General features: G+C 63.2%; 16 protein-coding genes and 1 pseudogene. 9 read left to right on the top strand and 8 right to left on the bottom strand.

What is annotated here, in order from left to right; all coding sequences use genetic code 11:
• Positions 1-158: 158 nt before the first annotated feature.
• The 4 genes and pseudogenes from FQS62_RS11690 to FQS62_RS22285 all read right to left on the bottom strand — a co-directional run.
• Positions 159-668 carry a lactoylglutathione lyase family protein gene (locus FQS62_RS11690; RefSeq protein ID WP_033836000.1) on the bottom strand — a complete coding sequence of 170 codons (510 nt, stop codon included), beginning with the start codon at positions 666-668 and terminating at the stop codon, positions 159-161.
• 519 nt (positions 669-1,187) lie between these two features.
• The gene (locus FQS62_RS11685; protein ID WP_049402761.1) at positions 1,188-1,478 is read right to left on the bottom strand and encodes a hypothetical protein; all 291 of its coding nucleotides are present in this window, start codon (positions 1,476-1,478) and stop codon (positions 1,188-1,190) included.
• Between the two features lie 151 nt (positions 1,479-1,629).
• The gene (locus FQS62_RS11680; protein ID WP_231298592.1) at positions 1,630-2,103 is read right to left on the bottom strand and encodes a helix-turn-helix domain-containing protein; all 474 of its coding nucleotides are present in this window, start codon (positions 2,101-2,103) and stop codon (positions 1,630-1,632) included.
• 156 nt (positions 2,104-2,259) lie between these two features.
• Positions 2,260-2,427: pseudogene (locus FQS62_RS22285) on the bottom strand (AraC family transcriptional regulator); the annotation flags it as partial.
• A gap of 103 nt (positions 2,428-2,530) precedes the next feature.
• On the opposite strand from FQS62_RS22285, the gene FQS62_RS11675 reads away from it, so the two are divergent.
• Positions 2,531-3,439 (top strand): DMT family transporter, encoded by a 909-nt coding sequence (locus tag FQS62_RS11675; protein WP_043033504.1) that lies wholly within the window; start codon positions 2,531-2,533, stop codon positions 3,437-3,439.
• Positions 3,440-4,407: 968 nt separating this feature from the next.
• On the opposite strand, the gene FQS62_RS11670 is transcribed toward FQS62_RS11675, so the two are convergent.
• Positions 4,408-4,653 carry a type II toxin-antitoxin system RelB family anti-toxin gene (locus tag FQS62_RS11670; protein ID WP_043033505.1) on the bottom strand — a complete coding sequence of 82 codons (246 nt, stop codon included), beginning with the start codon at positions 4,651-4,653 and terminating at the stop codon, positions 4,408-4,410.
• A gap of 94 nt (positions 4,654-4,747) precedes the next feature.
• Between FQS62_RS11670 and FQS62_RS11665 the strand changes: the two genes are divergently transcribed.
• Positions 4,748-5,026, top strand: coding sequence for a hypothetical protein (locus tag FQS62_RS11665; RefSeq protein WP_033835997.1), 279 nt, complete (start codon positions 4,748-4,750; stop codon positions 5,024-5,026).
• 43 nt (positions 5,027-5,069) lie between these two features.
• Here the strand turns inward: FQS62_RS11665 and FQS62_RS11660 are convergent, their stop codons facing one another.
• Genes FQS62_RS11660 through FQS62_RS11650 form a run of 3 tightly spaced genes read right to left on the bottom strand, consistent with a single transcriptional unit; the run spans position 5,070 to position 9,769 of the window.
• Positions 5,070-8,063: a Tn3 family transposase gene (locus FQS62_RS11660; RefSeq protein ID WP_043033507.1), complete on the bottom strand. Its 2,994-nt coding sequence runs from the start codon at positions 8,061-8,063 to the stop codon at positions 5,070-5,072.
• A gap of 24 nt (positions 8,064-8,087) precedes the next feature.
• Positions 8,088-9,359: a site-specific integrase gene (locus FQS62_RS11655; protein WP_208043163.1), complete on the bottom strand. Its 1,272-nt coding sequence runs from the start codon at positions 9,357-9,359 to the stop codon at positions 8,088-8,090.
• Positions 9,356-9,769: a MerR family transcriptional regulator gene (locus tag FQS62_RS11650; RefSeq protein WP_012480230.1), complete on the bottom strand. Its 414-nt coding sequence runs from the start codon at positions 9,767-9,769 to the stop codon at positions 9,356-9,358. The genes FQS62_RS11655 and FQS62_RS11650 overlap by 4 nt, the downstream gene beginning before the upstream one ends.
• Positions 9,770-9,859: 90 nt before the next feature.
• On the opposite strand from FQS62_RS11650, the gene FQS62_RS11645 reads away from it, so the two are divergent.
• The 7 genes from FQS62_RS11645 to FQS62_RS11615 are packed head-to-tail and all read left to right on the top strand — an operon-like array spanning position 9,860 to position 18,565.
• Complete coding sequence (locus FQS62_RS11645; RefSeq protein ID WP_043033508.1) at positions 9,860-11,818, top strand: cytochrome c/FTR1 family iron permease; 1,959 nt, start codon at positions 9,860-9,862, stop codon at positions 11,816-11,818.
• 24 nt (positions 11,819-11,842) lie between these two features.
• Positions 11,843-12,460 carry a cation efflux transmembrane domain-containing protein gene (locus tag FQS62_RS11640; protein WP_005413376.1) on the top strand — a complete coding sequence of 206 codons (618 nt, stop codon included), beginning with the start codon at positions 11,843-11,845 and terminating at the stop codon, positions 12,458-12,460.
• A complete protein-coding gene (locus FQS62_RS11635) occupies positions 12,457-12,813 on the top strand; it encodes a hypothetical protein (RefSeq protein WP_012480228.1) in 357 nt (118 codons plus the stop codon). The genes FQS62_RS11640 and FQS62_RS11635 overlap by 4 nt, the downstream gene beginning before the upstream one ends.
• 55 nt (positions 12,814-12,868) lie before the next feature.
• Positions 12,869-14,146 (top strand): TolC family protein, encoded by a 1,278-nt coding sequence (locus tag FQS62_RS11630; RefSeq protein WP_043033510.1) that lies wholly within the window; start codon positions 12,869-12,871, stop codon positions 14,144-14,146.
• Positions 14,143-15,093: an efflux RND transporter periplasmic adaptor subunit gene (locus tag FQS62_RS11625; RefSeq protein WP_021201906.1), complete on the top strand. Its 951-nt coding sequence runs from the start codon at positions 14,143-14,145 to the stop codon at positions 15,091-15,093. Before FQS62_RS11630 ends, FQS62_RS11625 begins: the two co-directional genes overlap by 4 nt.
• An 8-nt stretch (positions 15,094-15,101) precedes the next feature.
• Positions 15,102-18,293, top strand: coding sequence for an efflux RND transporter permease subunit (locus tag FQS62_RS11620; RefSeq protein ID WP_049402758.1), 3,192 nt, complete (start codon positions 15,102-15,104; stop codon positions 18,291-18,293).
• A complete protein-coding gene (locus FQS62_RS11615; RefSeq protein ID WP_019184735.1) occupies positions 18,290-18,565 on the top strand; it encodes a hypothetical protein in 276 nt (91 codons plus the stop codon). Before FQS62_RS11620 ends, FQS62_RS11615 begins: the two co-directional genes overlap by 4 nt.
• The last annotated feature ends 4 nt before the right edge of the window (positions 18,566-18,569 follow it).

Genomic DNA, 18,569 nt, shown 5'->3' with positions numbered 1-18,569 from the left:
GCGGCGCGGCTCGCCGATGAATCGTTAAAATTACGTTCGCCAGCTTCTAACTTGCAGACCTCTGACTTCTACAGCCGAGACACTTGCTCCGTACCGTCGTGTCTCAGTTTGGCGAGGACTGCCTGGCAGTCGAAAGCTGGCTGAGGGTGTGCGTGGAGCTAGACGTACGCGCCAGCTGAATACGTAAGCTCGTAGCTGTGGCTGTAGATCTCCAGGATGTTGCCCAGCGGATCCTCCATGTAAACCATCCGATAGGGCTTCTCCCCTGGGAAGTACTCTCGAACCGGCATTCGCTGCTTTCCACCAGCTGCCACAATCCGAGCGGCCAGGCCTTCAACGTCCGGATCCTGAATACAGAAGTGGAAGACGCCCGACTTCCAGTACTCGAAGTTGTTCGCGGGACGCTCGGCGTTATTGAACTGGAAGATTTCGACTCCAACCCGGTCACCAGTGGATAGATGTGCAATGCGGAAGCTGCCCCATCCAGGCCCAAACACATCCGTGCACATCACGCCAATTGCGCTTTCGTCTTCAGCAATCCTGGTCGGCGGCATGACGAGGTACCAGCCCAAGACTTCTGTATAGAAGGAAACCGCGGCATCGAGATCGGTAACAGACAGGCCGATGTGGGAGAAGGCGCGAGGGTAGGGAGGGGGTAGGGCAGGCACGGCACACCACTGAAGAGAGGGGTAGCCGCAAGATTAGACCCTGCAACTCAACCATGATCTGATCCATTTTTATCAGATTGATAAAATATTCTTATGCTGAATGAGCATTGGCTCCGATCCTTTCGGGCTATCGCAGAGGTCGGGAGCTTTACCAGGGCCGCAGGCCAGCTGCAGCTCACCCAGGCTGCGGTCAGTCAGCATGTACGTCATCTTGAGCAACAGCTGGGTGCCCTGTTTCTGCGCAGACCACGATTTATTGAGCTGACGCCGGCGGGAATGGCTCTATTGCAGTACTGCCAAGAGATGGATTCGGCCGATCGCCGGCTTCAAGCCAAGCTCGCGAGCGCGGACAGCGATCAGGGGGAGTTTGCGCTGATAACCCCCGGGAGTGTTGGCCTTGCTCTTTACCCGGTGTTGCTGGACTTCCAGCGCACCCATCCCGGCTTGATCATTCGTCATCGCTTCTCGCCGGACCCAGAAATCCTATCGGCGGTACTGGAGAAGAAGTACGAGGTGGGTCTACTTGCACTTCGGCCGGATGACCCTCGGCTGCGGGCTGAGCCCTTCACCGAGGAGGCGCTTGAGCTGGTAGTTCCGAGAGGTGCCTGCGCGGACAGCTGGGCGGATCTTCAAAAGTTGGGTTTCGTTGATCATCCAGATGGCCAGGCTATGGCCACCCGCCTTCTCGCCCGCAAGTTCCCAGGAAATCCAGGCGTACGCGCGCTTCCTATACACGGCTTCACCAATCAGGTTGCGCTCATCCTTGAGCCGGTATCGCTCGGGCTGGGATTCACTGTCATTCCGCGACACGCCCGTGAATCCTTCGCTCGGCAAGACGCAATTGAGGTGGTTGACTGTGGATCTCCGGTGGTTGACACCCTCTGGATGATCCATCGATCCGAATGGCCACTGTCTGGGCCAGCTAAATGGTTGACCCAACAGCTTCGAGGCCTGCCTCGATTCAGCGGGAGGAGGGCTCCACCTCTCGCTGGAGCGGACTGAGGCCCCTTCTATACTGGTCTGGGGTCCGGCCAGAGTGTCGCTTGAACATCTCACTGAAAGACGTTGAGTTTGCATAGCCCAGATCGTCTGCAATCTGCGTAATTGATCGGTCTGAACCCAAGGCATCAATTGCCCTCAGAAAACGAAGCCGACTGCGCCACTCTCCGAACCCCATCCCTAGCTCGCGCTTTGCCAAGCGCTCAAGTGATCGAACACTAATGTGGTGGCGCTCTGCGACCTCAAGTGCCGACGGAGAGTCCTGAAGGGAGGTCTCGGCATAGCTCAGAATCCGCTTTAGCACGTCACCGCTGGCCAGCGGCAGGAAGCTCGACATCACCGGCGCGGCCAGAATCAGGTCAAGGGCGACCGCGGAGAGTCGCCGGTCTTCTGGCTTAACGGCCTCGCCGATGTCACGACGGGCCAGTTCGTCCAAGATCTCCCTAAGCAACGAGCTAACCGCTAACGCAGTCGGAATGCTGGGCATCTGCGCCGACGCGCCGACCGAAAGGTATGCGGATCGATAAGCAACCGCACCACGGTTTCGGGATGAGTGGTGAACACCAGGCGGAATCCATATCGCATAGTGGGTAGGGGACACCATCCAGTCCTCGCCTACCTGTAACTCCATGACACCCTGCGCAACATAGTTGAACTGCCCCCACGGATGCACACGAGCATCCCAGTCGGAGGGAGGCAAAGTCCCTTGCCGAACGTAGATGTCTCCAGGGATGGAGCTGAACGAGGGGACGGGGTCCATTGCCATGTCGCATTCAAGATGAAGATTGGCGCAAATTATGGATGTAACGAAATTCCGCCAAGTCTACGCTACTGGCTGTTGATATCCAGTATCTGAGGATGCCATGTACTACCTGCTCCCCCTCCTGGCCTGCCTTCTCTGGGGCGCCAACACCATCGTTACAAAGCTCGCTGCAGGGACCGTCGGCCCGGTCGATATTAGCTTCTGGCGATGGCTTGCTGCGGCCATCATCTTGCTCCCATTCGCCCTGCCGCGCCTGAAGTCGAACCTAGCGGTCCTGAAAGCCAATTGGGCACGCTTCCTCGTGCTCGGTGCTTTGGGCGGTGTCATGTTCCAATGCCTGGCGTACTACGCCGCACATTTCACTTCTGCGACCAACATGGGCGTTATCCAGGCACTCATCCCGTTGATCGCTCTTGCCTTGTCGCGCATCTTCATGGGTCACGCAGTCCGCGGTGGCGCAGTGATTGGTTCGATCATCTCCTTGGTTGGGGTGATAGCGGTAGTGTCCCATGGTGACTTTGAAGCCTTGGTTTCCCATGGAATCAACAAAGGTGACGCCCTGATGCTGCTGGGCGCTTTGGCTTTTGCCACCTACAATTTGCTGATGCACAAGTGGCGCATTCCCGTAACGCTGATCGAATCCCTGTTTCTTCAAGCCATGTCTGCAACGATCCTGCTGCTACCTCTTTTCCTTGTCGCAGGCACTGGCGTCCAGGGTGGCGCAGCCATCGGCTGCATTGCATTCGCAGCAATCGGCGCTTCGATCATGGCACCGTTGGCATGGATGACCGGCCTGCATCGGCTGGGCTCTGCTCGCGTGGCCGGGTTCTTCAATCTCGTCCCGATCGTCACTGCATTGCTTGCGGTGGTGGTCCTCAAAGAGTCTCTGAGCACCTGGGTCGTGGGTGGCGGTTTGATGGCAGTATTTGGTGTGGTACTGGCGGAGTACGCAGCTCGCAAGAAGCCTGACGAGGTCATGGTCGTGGATGACACCTCGACCAAGCGCTGAAAGACAATTGCATAGCTGCAGTTCAAATGAAAACGGGCCGCTTGAGGCCCGTTCTCCTTGTTCGGGGAACGCTTCTTCGGCTAGCCAGGTTCAAAGGGCCCTCTCCTCAAGGTGAAGTTGCATCTAGACAGCGCTCTTCAGCTGAGTTGGGCACATGCCGGTTAGTCGGCGAAACATTGCAATAAAAGGGGAGGGGCCGCTATAGCCCAGCCGCTTGGCAACATCACCAACTTTGCAGTCGCTCTGGAGGAGAGGGAGGGACGCAGCAAGCTTCAGCCTCTGGCGCCACTCACAACATCCCAGGCCAGTAGCGGCAACCCAGCGTCTTGCAGGAGTCCGAGAGGATACGCCAGCAACTTCTGCCCATTGAACTAGTGACTGGCCACTTCCTGGATCGGCTTGTAGCGCATCGATGATGGGGGCTAACAAGCGCGAAAACGCCAAGAATGCGCGGCCAAAGCTTCTGTTCCGGTAACTCAGCGAATGACCGGGGATCACCCCAAAGCGGAAAGGCTAACAGTAGGAACCGGGGATGCTTCGCGGCCCAGCTGCGCATCTTGCGCTGCCGCCGCCAAGCGATAGCCTTTGCGTCTCGAAGCTTGTGTAGGGCGCAATCCTCCACGTCAGACAGTCGCGCCGAAAGGGTATAGGCCCCGCGACAAGCCCATCGGAGGCATTTAGGGGTTCGCTTTAGCGACCTGTGGAGCTGCTGTGGAGTGGGCCGGAGAAATGTCTTCACATCAACAACTGTAAAGACGTCGCTTCACCCGGATCTACACGAGGGTTCAGACCCCACGGTTCCACAAAACAGCCTAAAGTTTCGACCCGGCACGCCGAGGCCGATCTACGTCACGGATTTCCGGCAGGGCGTGCCCCTTCCATCCGGTTGGCCGTCTGTCACTGGCGTGTGCGCCTGGTCCCGACCGGCCGGCAAGAAGCGCGAACCTACCGCTACACCCTAAGGGGCTTTAGTCTTTGATTCGCTTCTCAAAGTTTGTGATCAACTTGCCCAGCGAAAGGCCTGTCAGGCGGGCGATATCTCTCAGCTCCACCACATCAACCCTTCTCTTGCCTGTTTCGACGTCGCTGATGAATGACTGGCTGCGGCCCAGCATGCTGGACACCTGGGCCTGGGTCAGACCGGCAGCTAGCCGCGCCTCGCGAACAGCCTCAATGAGGGCAGCGTACTCTTTTCGATGGATGGACTTCGACACGACCGCGCCTTGGCTGAGCGGCCTAGAAAGCTATATCCAGTTCTCCGATATCTAAAAACCAGATATTCTGTCTTCTTCATTGACAGGGGGACGCATGAGCGAACAGCCATACCGCTTCATCACCGCGGCCAGAAGCAGAGCAACACTGATCCTGGCAGCATCAGCACTGCTAGCTGCCTGCAGCGGTCCGACAGACAAGAAGATGGTTACGAATGGAACCCAGCAGCAATACCGGCAGTCAATTGACGCTATCGACGCGGAACTCAATGCCCACGAAAGAGCGGCCTTCAACTGGGCAGTCGCTGGGATGAACCTTGAAGAGGGTCGGCAGGGAATCATTACGTACAGGGCCAAAAGCTGCCTAAGCGACTGAATTTCAAAGTTGATTGCTCGTCTCTCGATCAGGTTCTCCCCATCTATGGGGTCTGTTCAAGCACCTTGGCTGTGTAGCTCAGCGGCGCCACTTCCCTTTCAAGATCCAGGTGGTAGTCGCCGAAGCGATTGATGTGGCTGGTCCGATAAGGCGACAGGCCGGCCAGGATCTCGGGCGTCAGTTCAATCCCCTCCTTCCTCATCTCGGCCAAGGTCCGGCTCATGCCTTCCACGTTGTGGAGGATGATCATGTTGGCCACCAGCTGGCTGTACTTGATGATCTTGCGCTGCTCGTGTTGGACGTTCTCAGCAATGATCCCCTGGCTGCCAAAGAACACCCATTTCACGAAGCCGTTGTATTCCTCGCTCTTGTTGGTGGCAGCATGGATCGTTTTGCGGATCTCATTGTCATCAATGTAGCGCAGCAAGAACAGCGTTCGAACGGCCTTGCCAAGTTCCCGGAAGGCGAAGTACAGCTTGTTCTTCCGGCTGTAGGTGCCCAGCCGGCGCAGGATCGAGGACGCGGTGATCTTGCCCAATCGGATTGAGATCACCACCCGCAGCATGTCGTGGAGATGGGTGGCGATCAGTTGCCAGTCGATGCTGTCCCCGAACAGTGCCTGGATGTTCTTATAAGCCCTACCCGGTTCGGGCCGAAAGAATGTCAGGTCCTTGATGTTCCGGATCCGGGGCATCAGCTGGATGCCCAGCATGTGGGCCAGGCCGAAGACCGGATAGCTTTGGGCCTGCGTGTCGCCATGGACGATCTCAGGCTGGATGTCGGAAGTGTTGGCCAACAGACCGTCGAGGATGTAGATGCCCTCGTGCACGCCACAGGGAATGAAGTGGCTGAACGGCGCTACGTATTTGTCGGACACGTGGCAGTAGCCGATGCCACCGTAGCCGCCGTAGCGGATGTGATACTCCGACAGCAGGTTGTCCTCGTAGACGCTCCACTTCGTGCCATCAGCTGATGCGCTCTTGCCGCTGCCCCAATAGCCAGGCAGGTCGAATCTGTTGTAGGTATTGATGACCTCCACGATGGCCTTCTCAAGCACATCCTCGGTCACGTATTTCAGGTTGAGCCAAGCGACTTGGCGCCGGCTGAAGCCCTTGATCGACCGCGCCGTCTGCGTCGGCCCCAGGTTGCAGCCATAGCAGAATAGCGTGGTGATCACACGTCGGGGCAGATCTTCGACCTGGCTCTCGGTGCCGGCGATCGGGCGGAAGAAACGGTGCAGATCCAGCCATTGGCTGGCATCGATCAGGACATCGACGATGCTGGATTCTGGAAGCCGTTCGGCGATGAGGCGATCCACCGTGGTAATCGCGCTGGAGACTTCGGCGCGTTGCCCCTTCCGCAGCACCAGGCGCCCATCCAGGATGTCCGCATGTACGTTCTCCGGGAAACGCGCGTCGACCTCATCGGCCAGGGAGGTCAGTTGTGCACGTAATCCCGCCACGAAAGACTCGGCGTCGGTGGGCAGGCCTGACACCTGGCCGTAGGCTTCCAGTTCCTGGGCCAAGGTGGCTTCATCGACCAGCTGCTCACGGTAGTCATCAAACCGTTCGCTGCTGGGAATGAAGAGATCTCCGGACTTCAGTTCGTCCTTGACCTGCACCAGCACGGCCAGCTCGAAGTACTTACGGTGCATCCAGCCGGCGCCGGCTGCACTGGCCCGCTTGCCGAACACGTGCTGACACCAGAGCTTGGACATCCAGTCAAAGTCCTTTTCCGGGTCCAAACCGAGGGAGGCGACCTCGATCAGCTCACGGCGCTGGTTGCGCAGCGAGAGCACCGCTGCGATCAGCGGCTCCATGCCGGCGTCGTGGCTGGTCGCCCGAAGTTTCATCAGCTCCAGCCCATTGAACAGCAGCGGCCTGACCGCGCCATAGGGCTGCAGCATGAAAGGCAGGTAGTTCTTCCCGGCGTAGGCCATATGTTCTTCGCATTCGGCCAGCAAGGTCGACACTTCCGCTTCCAGGCTGTTGTCGATGGCATCCACGCGCTGACTATCGCTGCCGTCTAGCTGATAGGCCTGCAGGATTTCCTTGAGCTGGCCGATGAGGAAGTCGGCCCGTTTGGCATGTTCGAGCTGGTAGGCCAGCAATTTCTGCTGGGCCGTGTTCTCCAGCCCGCGCACCTGCTTGATGAACAACTCGGCTGCATCATCCAGTGTCTTGGCATGCTGGGCGCGAATGAAGATGGTGGCCAGCGCATAGCGCTTGTCCGGAGCCAGTTCGGCCAGCTCGCTGGCGTCATAGGCCCGAGCCATTGCACGGAACTGCTTGAGCTTGGGCACCGGCACATCGATGGGAGGCAGCTGGTCGGCCAACTGCTGCAGCATGCGGATGTGCTGCAGGTAGAACCGAACTTCCTTGTTGGTGGGCCGGCCGGGCTCGCGCTTGAGTGATTGCCAGCCGGTGAACCTGGACCCTTCCGGTGCGCGCAGCAGTTCGTCGATGAGCGTGCGCGTGGCAGGCGTCAGCGCGTGGCTGATGCTGCGGTAGTAGCCCAGATTGACCCGCTCACGGGCGCCGATGGCGGCCAGCTCCAGAGTGCGGAAACCGGGCAGTTCGTAGCGATGGTGCACCAGCTCTTCGAGCAGGACGTTCACGATGTCCGGGATGGTGTGCTTGGTCTGGGCTGCTCCGGTGGCCACTGTGTCCAGCCAAGCCAAGCCCGATTTATCCAGGGGACGTACCCCGATGAATTGCCGAAGCTGCGGCATATGCCGGCGCTGGCTGCCGGAAGCGTCGTAGCGTTCGAGCTGGTCGGTGTCCAATACGCGCCCGAGTCGGGCGGCCTTGGCGATGTGCTTCCGGATCCGCTCGGGTACGTCGGCCAACAGCGTGAAGTAGCCCAAGCGTTGGAAGAGCTTGAGATGAATCAGTACCGCCAGCTGCGGACCCGGCTGGGTGGTCAGCTGCTTGGCGAATGCAATCTCAGCGGCGGTCGGGGTATAGATCTCCTCCAGTTCCTTGGCGGTGGGATCAGGCTTCAGTCGCGGGTAGGCGGTCTCGTGAAGGGTAGCCATTGGATCCGGAGGGTGTGAGGGGGATCAGTCCCAGTGCCGGCCGTCGTCTGTACTGAGCGACGCTTCCAGGAAGCACTGGTGCGTATCGGCCATGCGGTGCATGTCATCGAGCAACGTGGCCAGGATTTCATCCAGATCCCTTTCGGGATCGGTGGGAGCAGTCAACTGGTACTCGCTGCTGGCGGTGTTCAGGCGCACAGCCTGGAACGGGGCCAAGCAGATCTCTTCAATTCGGCCTCGGGCCTTGGCCGCGCCGCGGCCCGTGCGGGCAAACGGGGTCAGCACCATGCGCAGGCGCAGCTGCAGGGCCGATTTGCCCTCCGGCGCCGGCAGTGCCATCGCCGGTACCGGCACGGTTGGACTGGGCAGGCTTGCTTCAATGCGGTCCCGGGCAAACGGGTCACGCCCGTCCAGGTAACGCATGGCCGACTGCACATCGCGCCAGCCCACGTACTCCATCAAGGCCTTCATGTCCCAGCCTTGGTCGTTGGCCCAGCTGGCAAAGCCGCGGCGCAACGAATGGCTGCTGTGGAGCCCCGCATCGGCAAAGCCTGCACTGGTCAGCAACTCGCGCAGCAGGCGCACCAAGCTGTTGGGATGCAGGCCTTCGGCGCTCACCTGGCCCCATTGGTTGACTGCCCGAAACACCGGCCCTTCTTGCAGGTCGGCCGCCTGCAGCCACGCCTGGGTCGCCTCCACCGGACATAACCGCGACAGCGCCGGCACCTTGTAGGTGACGCCGGCTGCTTGGCGATCACCCTTGCTGCGTGGCAAGAAGCAGGTCATCCCCTGTTCCGGCACCAGCGTGAGATGGGCCACGTCCAGACGCAGCAGTTCATCGCCACGGAATCCCCGCCAGAACCCGAGCAGCACCAGCGCTCGGTCTCGTTGATGGCGCAGCGCCGCCGGCCCATCGCCCCGGGCATGTGCCGCAGCGATCGCCGCGGCCAGCCAGTCATCGAGCTCGACCAGCCGCCGAATCTGGAGCGGCGCGGCTTGCTTGACCTGGCCCGGGTGCAGGGTCTGGATGCCTTTGAGCACCTTGCGCACCAGCGGCGATCGGGTCGGGTCGACAAAGCCGTGGTCGCGGTGCCAAGAGGCGATGGCCGCCAGACGTTGGCGGAGGGTGCTGGTCGCCAAGGTCTGCGCATAAGCGGCCAGGTACCGGGCCACGCTGTCAGGTGTCGCTGGGAGGTGGCCTTGCCATTCAACCTCGAAGTGCCGCAGCGCCGACGCATAGCTGCGCACCGTGTTCTGGCGCGTGGCCGCATCGAGGTAGCGGTCCAGTTCGGTCACTGGCGCGTGGCCTCCACCGAGGTCGTCTGGCGCAGCGTCGACAGGATGGTGCATTCCGCCCGCTGCCCGCCATGGCAACTGGCAATCACCCGTTCCAGCTCGCTGGCCATGCGCTGCAGGTCGGCCATGCGGGCGCGCACGTCGGCCAGATGGCTGCGGGCCAACCGGTCCACGTCCCCGCACGAAAGCTCCTCATCGCCGGCCAGCTGCAGCAGGCTGCGGACCTCCTCCAGGCTGAAGCCCAGGTCCCGGCCACGCGCAATGAAGCGCAGCCGCTCGATGTCGGCCGGGCCATAGACCCGGTAGCCGTTGCCCGTGCGCCCCGGGCGCGGCAGCAACCCGATCCGCTCGTAATAGCGAATCGTCTCCAAGTGGCATCCGCTGGCGTCGGCAGCCTCACTGATTTTCATTCGTAGTACGCTTGACTCCGTAGTAGCTACGGACTTTACGCTGAACCCGTATCCGCCGCCACTCCGGCCGCGGCGCTGCATGTGACGACCATGCCACTGCCCATCGCCTTGATTCGCTACTGCCTGATTGCCTTGCTGATCGGCTGGGTTCTGCCCGCTTCTGCTCAGGCGGAGCCTGCCGCAGCAGACCTGCGCCAAACCTGGCAGATGCTCGATTACATCGCGGTCGACTACCCCGGCGCGGTCCAGGCCGGTCGCGTAATTGCCCCCAACGAATACGCCGAAATGAGCGAGTTTGCCGGCGCCGTGCGCAGTCAGCTGGCAGCATTGCCCAGTGGCCAGAACCAGCAGGAGCTGACGGCCCAGGCCGACCGCCTGGTCCAGGCGGTGGCAGAGAAGGCCGACCCGGCGCAAGTGGCAACGTTGGCGCGCGGGCTCGGCACGACGCTGTTGGCCCGCTACCCGATCGGCGCTGTTCCGGCGAGCGCGCCGAAGACCTCCCAGGCCGCGTCCATCTACAGCCAGCAGTGCGCGGCCTGTCACGGCCCCACAGGTCACGGTGATGGCCCCGCCGCGCAAGCGTTAAGTCCGCCGCCGATCGCGTTCACCGATGCCACTCGCGCCGCGCAGCGAACGCCGCTGTCGTTGTACGAGGTCATTTCCCAGGGTGTGCCGGGTACCGGCATGGTCAGCTTCTCTGGGCTGTCAGAAAGTGATCGCTGGGCGTTGGCATTCTATGTGGGCAGCTTGGGGTACTCCTCGCAAGCCAAGGCTCAAGGTGAGGCGTTATGGCGCACCAGTGCCGAGGCCCATACGCACATTCCCTCGCTCGAAGCGCTGACACGCACGCGAGAGGCCGATCTTGCCACCACGATGCCCGCCGATCAGGCAAACGCGATCATCGCCTACCTGCGTTCGCAGCCACAGGTAGTAAACGAAGCGGTACCAGGAGCCGATCGCTTTGCGGTGGCGCGGCAGCGACTGGCCGCCAGCCAGCGCGCTTACGCTGATGAGGACCTGGCTCAAGCCAAAAAGCTTGCGCTCTCGTCCTATCTGGATGGTGTAGAGCCGCTTGAACCCACGCTGGCCACGCGCAATCCGTCATTGCTGCGAGAGATCGAGACGGCCATGGCAGGCTACCGCGCGCAGCTGGATCAGCATGCGCCCGCGGCTGACGTTGCCGGGCAGGCAGCGCAAATTGCCCAGCTGTTTGATCGCGCGGACGTGGCGCTGCAGGACACCCGAATAGGCGCCAGCACCGCGTTTCTAGGCAGCTTTACCATCTTGGTACGCGAAGGACTGGAAGCGCTGCTGATCGTGATTGGTATCGTGGCGTTCTTGCGTAAAGCCGAGCGGTCTGATGTGTTGCCGTATGTGCATGCGGGTTGGATCTGCGCGTTGTTGGCAGGCGCAGCTACCTGGGCGGTGGCCACTTACTTTGTTGATATCAGCGGTGCGAACCGGGAAGTCACTGAGGGCGTCTCGGCCTTGTTCGCTGCCGCTGTCCTGCTCAGCGTAGGCATCTGGATGCACCAAAAGAGCCTTGCAGGGCGGTGGCAGGAGTACCTGCACGCCAAGCTGACGACTGCGCTGACACGGCGCTCGGCTGTTTTCCTGTTCATGCTGGCCTTTGTCGCGGTGTACCGCGAGGTGTTTGAGACGATCTTGTTCTACATCGCGATGTGGAGCGATCAGGCGTCCACCGCCATCCTCGCAGGCCTGGCGGCGGGAATCGCGGTGTTGGCTGCGGTGGCGTACTGGATGCTGCGCATGAGCAGGCGGCTGCCGATTGGCCGGTTCTTTTCGATCAGCTCGATTCTCATCGCGGTGATGGCGGTCATCCTGATCGGTAAAGGCGTGGCCGCGTTGCAGGAAGCGGGCTGGATCTCTCAAACACCGCTCGCGTTGCCGCGCATCGAGTGGATCGGCCTGTATCCCACCTGGCAGTCGCTGCTGGCGCAGGTATTGGTAGGCACCGCCGCCATCGTGGGGTTCCTCGCCAATGCCCGTTCCGGTGTGCGTAGACAGCCAGGCGCAAACAAGCAATGAAACAACACAGCAGAGGACCAAGACATGAGTGATTGCGGGTGCCACCACGAAGCCAAGAACAAGGAGGAGCGACGCATCCTCTGGATCGCCTTGGTCCTGAATGCAGCGATGGCCGTGATCGGCGGCATTGCCGGCTGGATTGCCCATTCCACCGGGCTGCTGGCTGACGCGCTGGACATGCTGTCTGACGCCACCGCCTATGCCATTGGCCTGGTCGCTATCGGGCGCACGGCGCGCTTCAAGGCCAACGCCGCGTGGGTCAGTGGCAGCGTGCTGCTGGTGCTGGGCGTAGGCGTGCTGGTCGAAGTCGGCCGCCGGGTGATGTACGGCGCCGAGCCGGTCAGCGGTTGGATGATCGGTACCGCTCTGGTCTCGCTGGCCGTGAACCTGAAGGTGCTCCGTATGCTCGCCCCCTTGAAGTCTGGCGAAGTGCATCTGCGAGCGACCTGGCTGTTTACCCGCGCCGATGTGGTGGCCAACGTTGGGGTGATTCTGGCCGGCCTGTTGGTGTGGTGGCTGGCCAGCCCCTACCCGGATTTCGTGATCGGCGCCCTGATCGGCCTGTATGTGATCAAGGAGGCTTTCGAGATCTTGGGTGATGCTCGCCGGGCGCGTGCCGACGCGCGCAAAACGCCTGCATGACAGCGCTTGGCCGGCTGAGCTGTGGCCTGCGCTGGCTGCTGCTGGCGCACTTGGCCGTGGGCCTTGTGACGCAGCCGGTGCTGGCAGTGGTTGGCGAGCTCCATGCTCAAACCCATCTGGCCGCGGCCGACCATGACCCGGCAGTGGCATCACCAGCTTCCGAGCGTGGCGTAGACGCCGCGCTGCACCGGCTACAGCAGCTGGTGCTGTGCTGTAGCCAGGCCGCGCCGGCTCCAGAAATAGTGTTGGCCATTGCTCATATCGGCCGGCATTGGCCGTCGGCGACAGCCCATGCGGACAGATATCGGCATGAGCACCTGCTCGCGCCGTTCCGGCCGCCGATCGCAGGGTGATGCGCGCCGGCGTGCGCCGGATCCCTGTTGGCTATCGAAAATTCTGGAGTACTTCATGCATGTGCGATTGGCGGCCCTGGCCGCGTGGCTACTGTTGAGCGCGGCGGCAACGCCGGCGACAGCAGAAGAGCTGATGACCTTGGACGACGCGTTTGCACGCGTGGCCCAAACCCACCCCGAGCTGCGCCTGGTCGATGCGCGAGCCACGGTGCTCGCTGCCGAGCGCGACCAGGCCGTGCAGCGGCCACCGTGGACGTTGGGGGCGGAGGTTGAAAATGCGCTGGGCACGGGCGCGGCCCGTGGCCTGGACAGCGCGGAGTTGACCTTGAGCCTGAGCTCGGTCCTGGAGCGCGGCGGCAAGCTCGACGCCCGCCGCACCTTGGCCCAAAGCCGGATTGATGCACTGGCCGTGCAGCGCGAGACCAGGCGGCTGGACCTGCTCGCCGAGACGGCGCAGCGCTATTTGGCCGTTGTCGGTGCCGACCGGCAACGCAGCCTGACGAACATGGATGTCGGCCAGCGCCAGCGGACCGTCGCCGCTGCCCGGCAGCGCCTGCAGGCTGGCGCGTCTCCCGAATCGGTGATGCTCACCGCACAAGCAGCACTGGCGAGAGCAGAGTTGACCCGTGATCGGGCCGAGCAGCAGCGCATTGCCGCCCGGCAGCACCTTGCTGCCCTCTGGGGCGAACGTGCTCCGAGCTTCGAGGTGGCCGCGGCGGATCCCATGACCCTGCCGGCGATCGCGTCCATGCAGTCGCTGGCCGAGGAATTGGAGCGCACTCCCGAGTTGGCGCAGTTTGCCGATGCCCGCCGGATCGCGCAGGCACGACTGCAGCTGGCGCGTTCGGCGGCCTCGCCGGACTTGTCGTGGCAGCTGGGCGTGCGCCGCCTGCAGGAGACTGACGACACCGCGCTGGTGGCCAGCCTGTCCATGCCACTGGGCAGCCGCAGCCGCGCGCAGCCGGAGATCCGCGCCGGCGAAGCCGAGCTGGAGGTTCTGACGATCGAGCGCGAGGCCAAGGGCCTGTCGCTGTATTCCACGCTGGTCGAAGCCCATGGTCGCTACACCGTGGCGCAGGCCGAGGTGGCACGGCTGCAAGGCGAGGTGCTGCCGAAGTTGGCCCGGGCTGAGAAGGCCGCCGAGCGCGCCTATCGCGCCGGCGCGATCAGCTACCTGGAATGGGCACAGCTGCAGTCCGAACGCACGGCCATGGCCCAGCAGCAGCTGGACGTGGCGCTCGATGCGCAGCGCGCCCTGATCGAAATTCAACGCCTGACCGGCCAAGCGCTTGTCGCGCCGCCGGCGGCTGCTTCCACCGGAGAGACCCCATGAATCGCTTTTCTTGGACCGCACTGGGCATGGCCCTGATGATGCTGGCCGCCTGCAACGCGTCGGCCCCCAACGAAGCGTCCGAAGGCGGCGCCGCCGCTGAGGGCGAAGAGCACGGCGAGCACGAGGAAGCGCCGCTGGAAACCAAGATTGCCGCCAAAGCTGCGCAGGCAGCGGGTATCCAGGTCGCACCGGCAGGCCCCGGTGAGATTGCTGACGAGCATGAGGTGCAAGGGCTGTTGACCCCGATTGACGGTCGCATCGCGCAGGTCACGGCACGCTTCCCCGGACCGGTCCGCTCCGTGCGTGCGGGCGTGGGTGATCAGGTACGGGCCGGCCAGGCACTGGCCACGGTAGAGAGCAACCTGAGCCTGACCACCTATACCGTCACCGCGCCGATCAGTGGCGTGGTCATGGCGCGCACGGCCGCCGTAGGCATGGCCGCCGCTGAGGGCGCGCCGCTGTTTGAGGTCGCCGACCTGTCCACGCTGTGGGTGGACCTGCACATCTTCGGCGCCGACGCCCAGCACATCGGTGCTGGCGTGCCGGTGACGGTTACCCGCTTGAGCGATGGCGTCACCGCACAGACCACCTTGGAGCGCGTCCTGCCCGGCACCGCCACCGCCAGCCAAAGCACCATTGCGCGCGGCACGGTGGCCAACACCGATGGCCTGTGGCGGCCGGGGTCGGCGGTCAAGGCGCGGGTCACCGTGGATCGCCAATCGGCAGCGTTGGTGGTGCCGATCACGGCGCTGCAGACCGCAGAAGACCAGGACGTGGTCTACGTGCAGCAGGGCGAAACCTACCACACCCGGCCGGTGAAGCTGGGGCGCCGCGACGCCGAACGCGCCGAAGTGCTGGAAGGCCTCAAGGCCGGTGAACAGGTGGTGGTGGCCCAAAGCTTCCTGATCAAGGCCGACATCGAAAAGTCCACCGTGGAAGAAGAATGAGGCCCGCCATGCTCGAACGCCTCATTGGGCTGTCCATCCGCCATCGCTGGCTGACGCTAGTGCTCACCGCTGCGCTGGTTGCGCTGGGCGTGTGGAGCTACCGTCACCTTTCCATTGACGCCACACCCGACATCACCAACGTCCAGGTCCAGATCAACACCCAGGCCCCGGGTTACTCGCCGCTGGAGGCCGAACAACGGGTCACCTTTGCCATCGAAACGGCCATGGCCGGTCTGCCCAAGCTGGACTACAGCCGCTCGCTGTCGCGCTACGGGCTTTCGCAGGTCACCGTCGTCTTCAAGGACGGCACCGACCTGTACTTTGCCCGCCAGCAGGTCGCCGAGCGCCTGCAGCAGATCGCCTCCCAGCTTCCCGAAGGGTTGGACCCGGAAATGGGGCCGATCTCCACCGGGTTGGGCGAGATCTTCATGTACACCGTGGAGGCCGAGCCCAACGCTCGCAAGCCCGACGGCACCCCGTACACGGCCACGGACCTGCGCACCCTGCAGGACTGGGTGATCCGGCCGCAGCTGCGCACCACGCCCGGCGTCACCGAGGTCAACACCATCGGCGGCTTCGAGCGGCAGATCCACATCACTCCCGATCCAGCTCAGTTGGTGGCGCTGGGCTTCACGTTGAACGACGTGGTCGCCGCGGTCATGCGCAACAACCAGAACATCGGCGCCGGCTACATCGAGCGCAACGGACAGCAGTTCCTGGTGCGCGTGCCGGGCCAGCTAGCCAATCTGGAGGCAATCGGCAACATCGTGCTGGACCGGCGCGATGGCGTGCCCATTCGGGTGCGCGACGTCGCTAGCGTGGGCGAAGGCAAGGAGCTGCGCACGGGCGCGGCCACCCAGAATGGCCACGAGGTCGTGGTCGGTACCGCCTTCATGTTGTTCGGCGCCAACAGCCGGGAAGTCTCCCAGGCGGCCGCGGCCAAGCTGGATGCCGCCAACGCCAGCCTGCCTGCCGGCGTCCATGCCAAGGCCGTCTATGACCGCACCGCGCTGGTGGATCGCACCATCGGCACGGTGTCCAAGAACCTGATCGAGGGCGCGCTGCTGGTGGTGGTGGTGCTGTTCCTGCTGCTGGGCAATGTGCGCGCCTCGTTGATCACCGCGGCGGTGATCCCGTTGGCGATGCTGTTCACCATCATCGGCATGGTGCGTGGCGGCGTGTCGGGCAACCTGATGAGCCTGGGCGCGCTGGACTTCGGCCTGATCGTGGACGGGGCGGTGATCATCATCGAGAACTGTCTGCGCCGGTTCGGCGAGGCGCAGCACGCGCTAGGCCGCCAGCTCAACGATGAAGAGCGCTATGACCTGACCGCCTCGGCCACCGCCGAGGTGATCCGTCCCAGCCTGTTTGGCCTGGGCATCATCGCCGCGGTCTACCTGCCGATCTTCTCGCTGTCCGGGGTAGAAGGAAAAATGTTCCACCCGATGGCGATCACGGTGGTGCTGGCCCTGACCGGCGCCATGGTGTTGTCGCTGACCTTCGTGCCGGCGGCGATCGCCAGCTTCCTGCGCGGCCGTGTGGCTGAGCACGACAACCGCCTGATGCGCTGGTCGCGTGCCCGTTATACGCCGCTGCTGGATTGGGCCCTGCGTCGGCGCGTGGTGGTGCTGGCCGGCGCGGCCGTGCTGGTGGTGGGCTGTGGCGTGCTGGCCACCCGCTTGGGTTCGGAGTTCGTGCCGAGCCTGGATGAGGGCGACATCACCTTGCAGCCCATGCGTATTCCCGGCACCAGCTTGGAGCAGTCGGTGGCCATGCAGGAAACGCTGGAGAAGCGCCTGGCCCAGTTCCCGGAGGTGGCCAACATCTTCTCAAAGATCGGCACCGCCGAGGTGGCCACCGATCCTATGCCGCCGTCGATGGCCGACACCTTCCTGATGCTCAAGCCCCGCGACCAGTGGCCCGACCCGCGCAAGCCCAAGGCCGAGCTGGTGGAAGAGCTGGAGGCGGCGGCCAAGGAAATCCCGGGCAGCAACTACGAGTTCACCCAGCCCATCCAGATGCGCACCAACGAGTTGATCTCCGGCGTCCGTTCGGACGTGGCGGTCAAGGTCTACGGCGACAACCTTGACCAGTTGACGCGCCTGGCCAGCCGGGTCGAGCGGGTCATGCGTAGCGTCCCCGGCGCCGAAGACGTCAAGGCCGAGCAGGTCTCCGGCCTGCCGCTGCTGACCATCACGCCAGATCCGGCGGCATTGGCACGGTATGGCCTGAACCCGGGCGATGTGCAGGAAACGGTGGCCACCGCCATTGGGGGCAGTGTTGCCGGCCAGTTGATCGAGGGCGACCGCCGCTTCGACCTGGTCGTGCGCCTGCCCGAAGCGCAGCGCCAAGACCCCGCTGTGCTGGCAGATCTGCCCATTCCGCTGCCGGCAAGCACCAGTGTCGATGAGTCCAGCCGTCTGGCCGCCGGCGCCAATGGGGGGCCTCGCACGGTGCCGCTGCGGGAAGTGGCGAAGATCCAGGTAGAGCGCGGGCCCAATCAGATCAACCGCGAGAACGGCAAGCGCCGCGTGGTGATCACCGCCAACGTGCGCGAGCGCGATCTGGGCGGGTTCGTCGGCGAGTTGCGCACACGCATCGGCCAGGATGTCGCGCTTCCAGAGGGCTACTGGATCGATTACGGCGGCACCTTCGAGCAGCTGATCTCGGCCACCCAACGCCTGGGCGTGGTCGTTCCGGTGACACTGGCGTTGATCTTCGCTCTGCTATTCATGGCCTTCGGCTCGGCCAAGGATGCGGCCATTGTGTTCAGTGGCGTGCCGCTGGCGCTGACCGGCGGTGTGCTGGCACTGGCTCTGCGCGGGATTCCGTTGTCGATCTCTGCCGGCGTGGGCTTCATCGCGCTGTCGGGCGTGGCCGTACTCAACGGGCTGGTCATGATCGCCTTCATCCGCCGTCTGCGCGAACAGGGCGATCCGCTAGACGACGCTGTGCGCGACGGCGCCCTTGGACGCCTGCGACCGGTGTTGATGACCGCCCTGGTAGCCTCGCTGGGCTTCCTACCCATGGCCTTGAATGTCGGTGCTGGCTCGGAAGTGCAGCGGCCGCTGGCCACTGTCGTCATCGGCGGCATCGTCTCATCCACCGCATTGACCTTGTTGGTGCTGCCGGTGCTCTATCGTTGGCTGCATCGCGACCGAGCTCCCCGCGCCGGTAGCACTGCTTTGGAGTCCCCATGAACGAGCTCAACCTGGAACAGGTCCGTGCGGCGATGTTTACCGACCCGGGCGTGAAAGCGGTGGACGACCTGCGCCTGGTCGCCGGTGAGCATGGCCGTGCGATCGCGGCCACCATCACGGTCGCGGCGCCCTCGGTCGACCTGGACCTGGTGCATGCTGTGATTGCCCAGGTCCTGGCCGATCAATTCGGCATCGATCAGATCATGCTGTGTTTCAACGACCCGGGCCCGGTACCGCCGCCGCCCACCGCGGCGCCGTTAAAGAAGATGTGATCGC

The organism is Stenotrophomonas sp. SBJS02 (genome assembly GCF_020428325.2).
Taxonomy (GTDB): domain Bacteria; phylum Pseudomonadota; class Gammaproteobacteria; order Xanthomonadales; family Xanthomonadaceae; genus Stenotrophomonas; species Stenotrophomonas africana.
The sequence above is the reverse complement of the archived record's forward strand: the minus strand, read 5'-3'. Positions and strand labels throughout refer to the sequence as shown.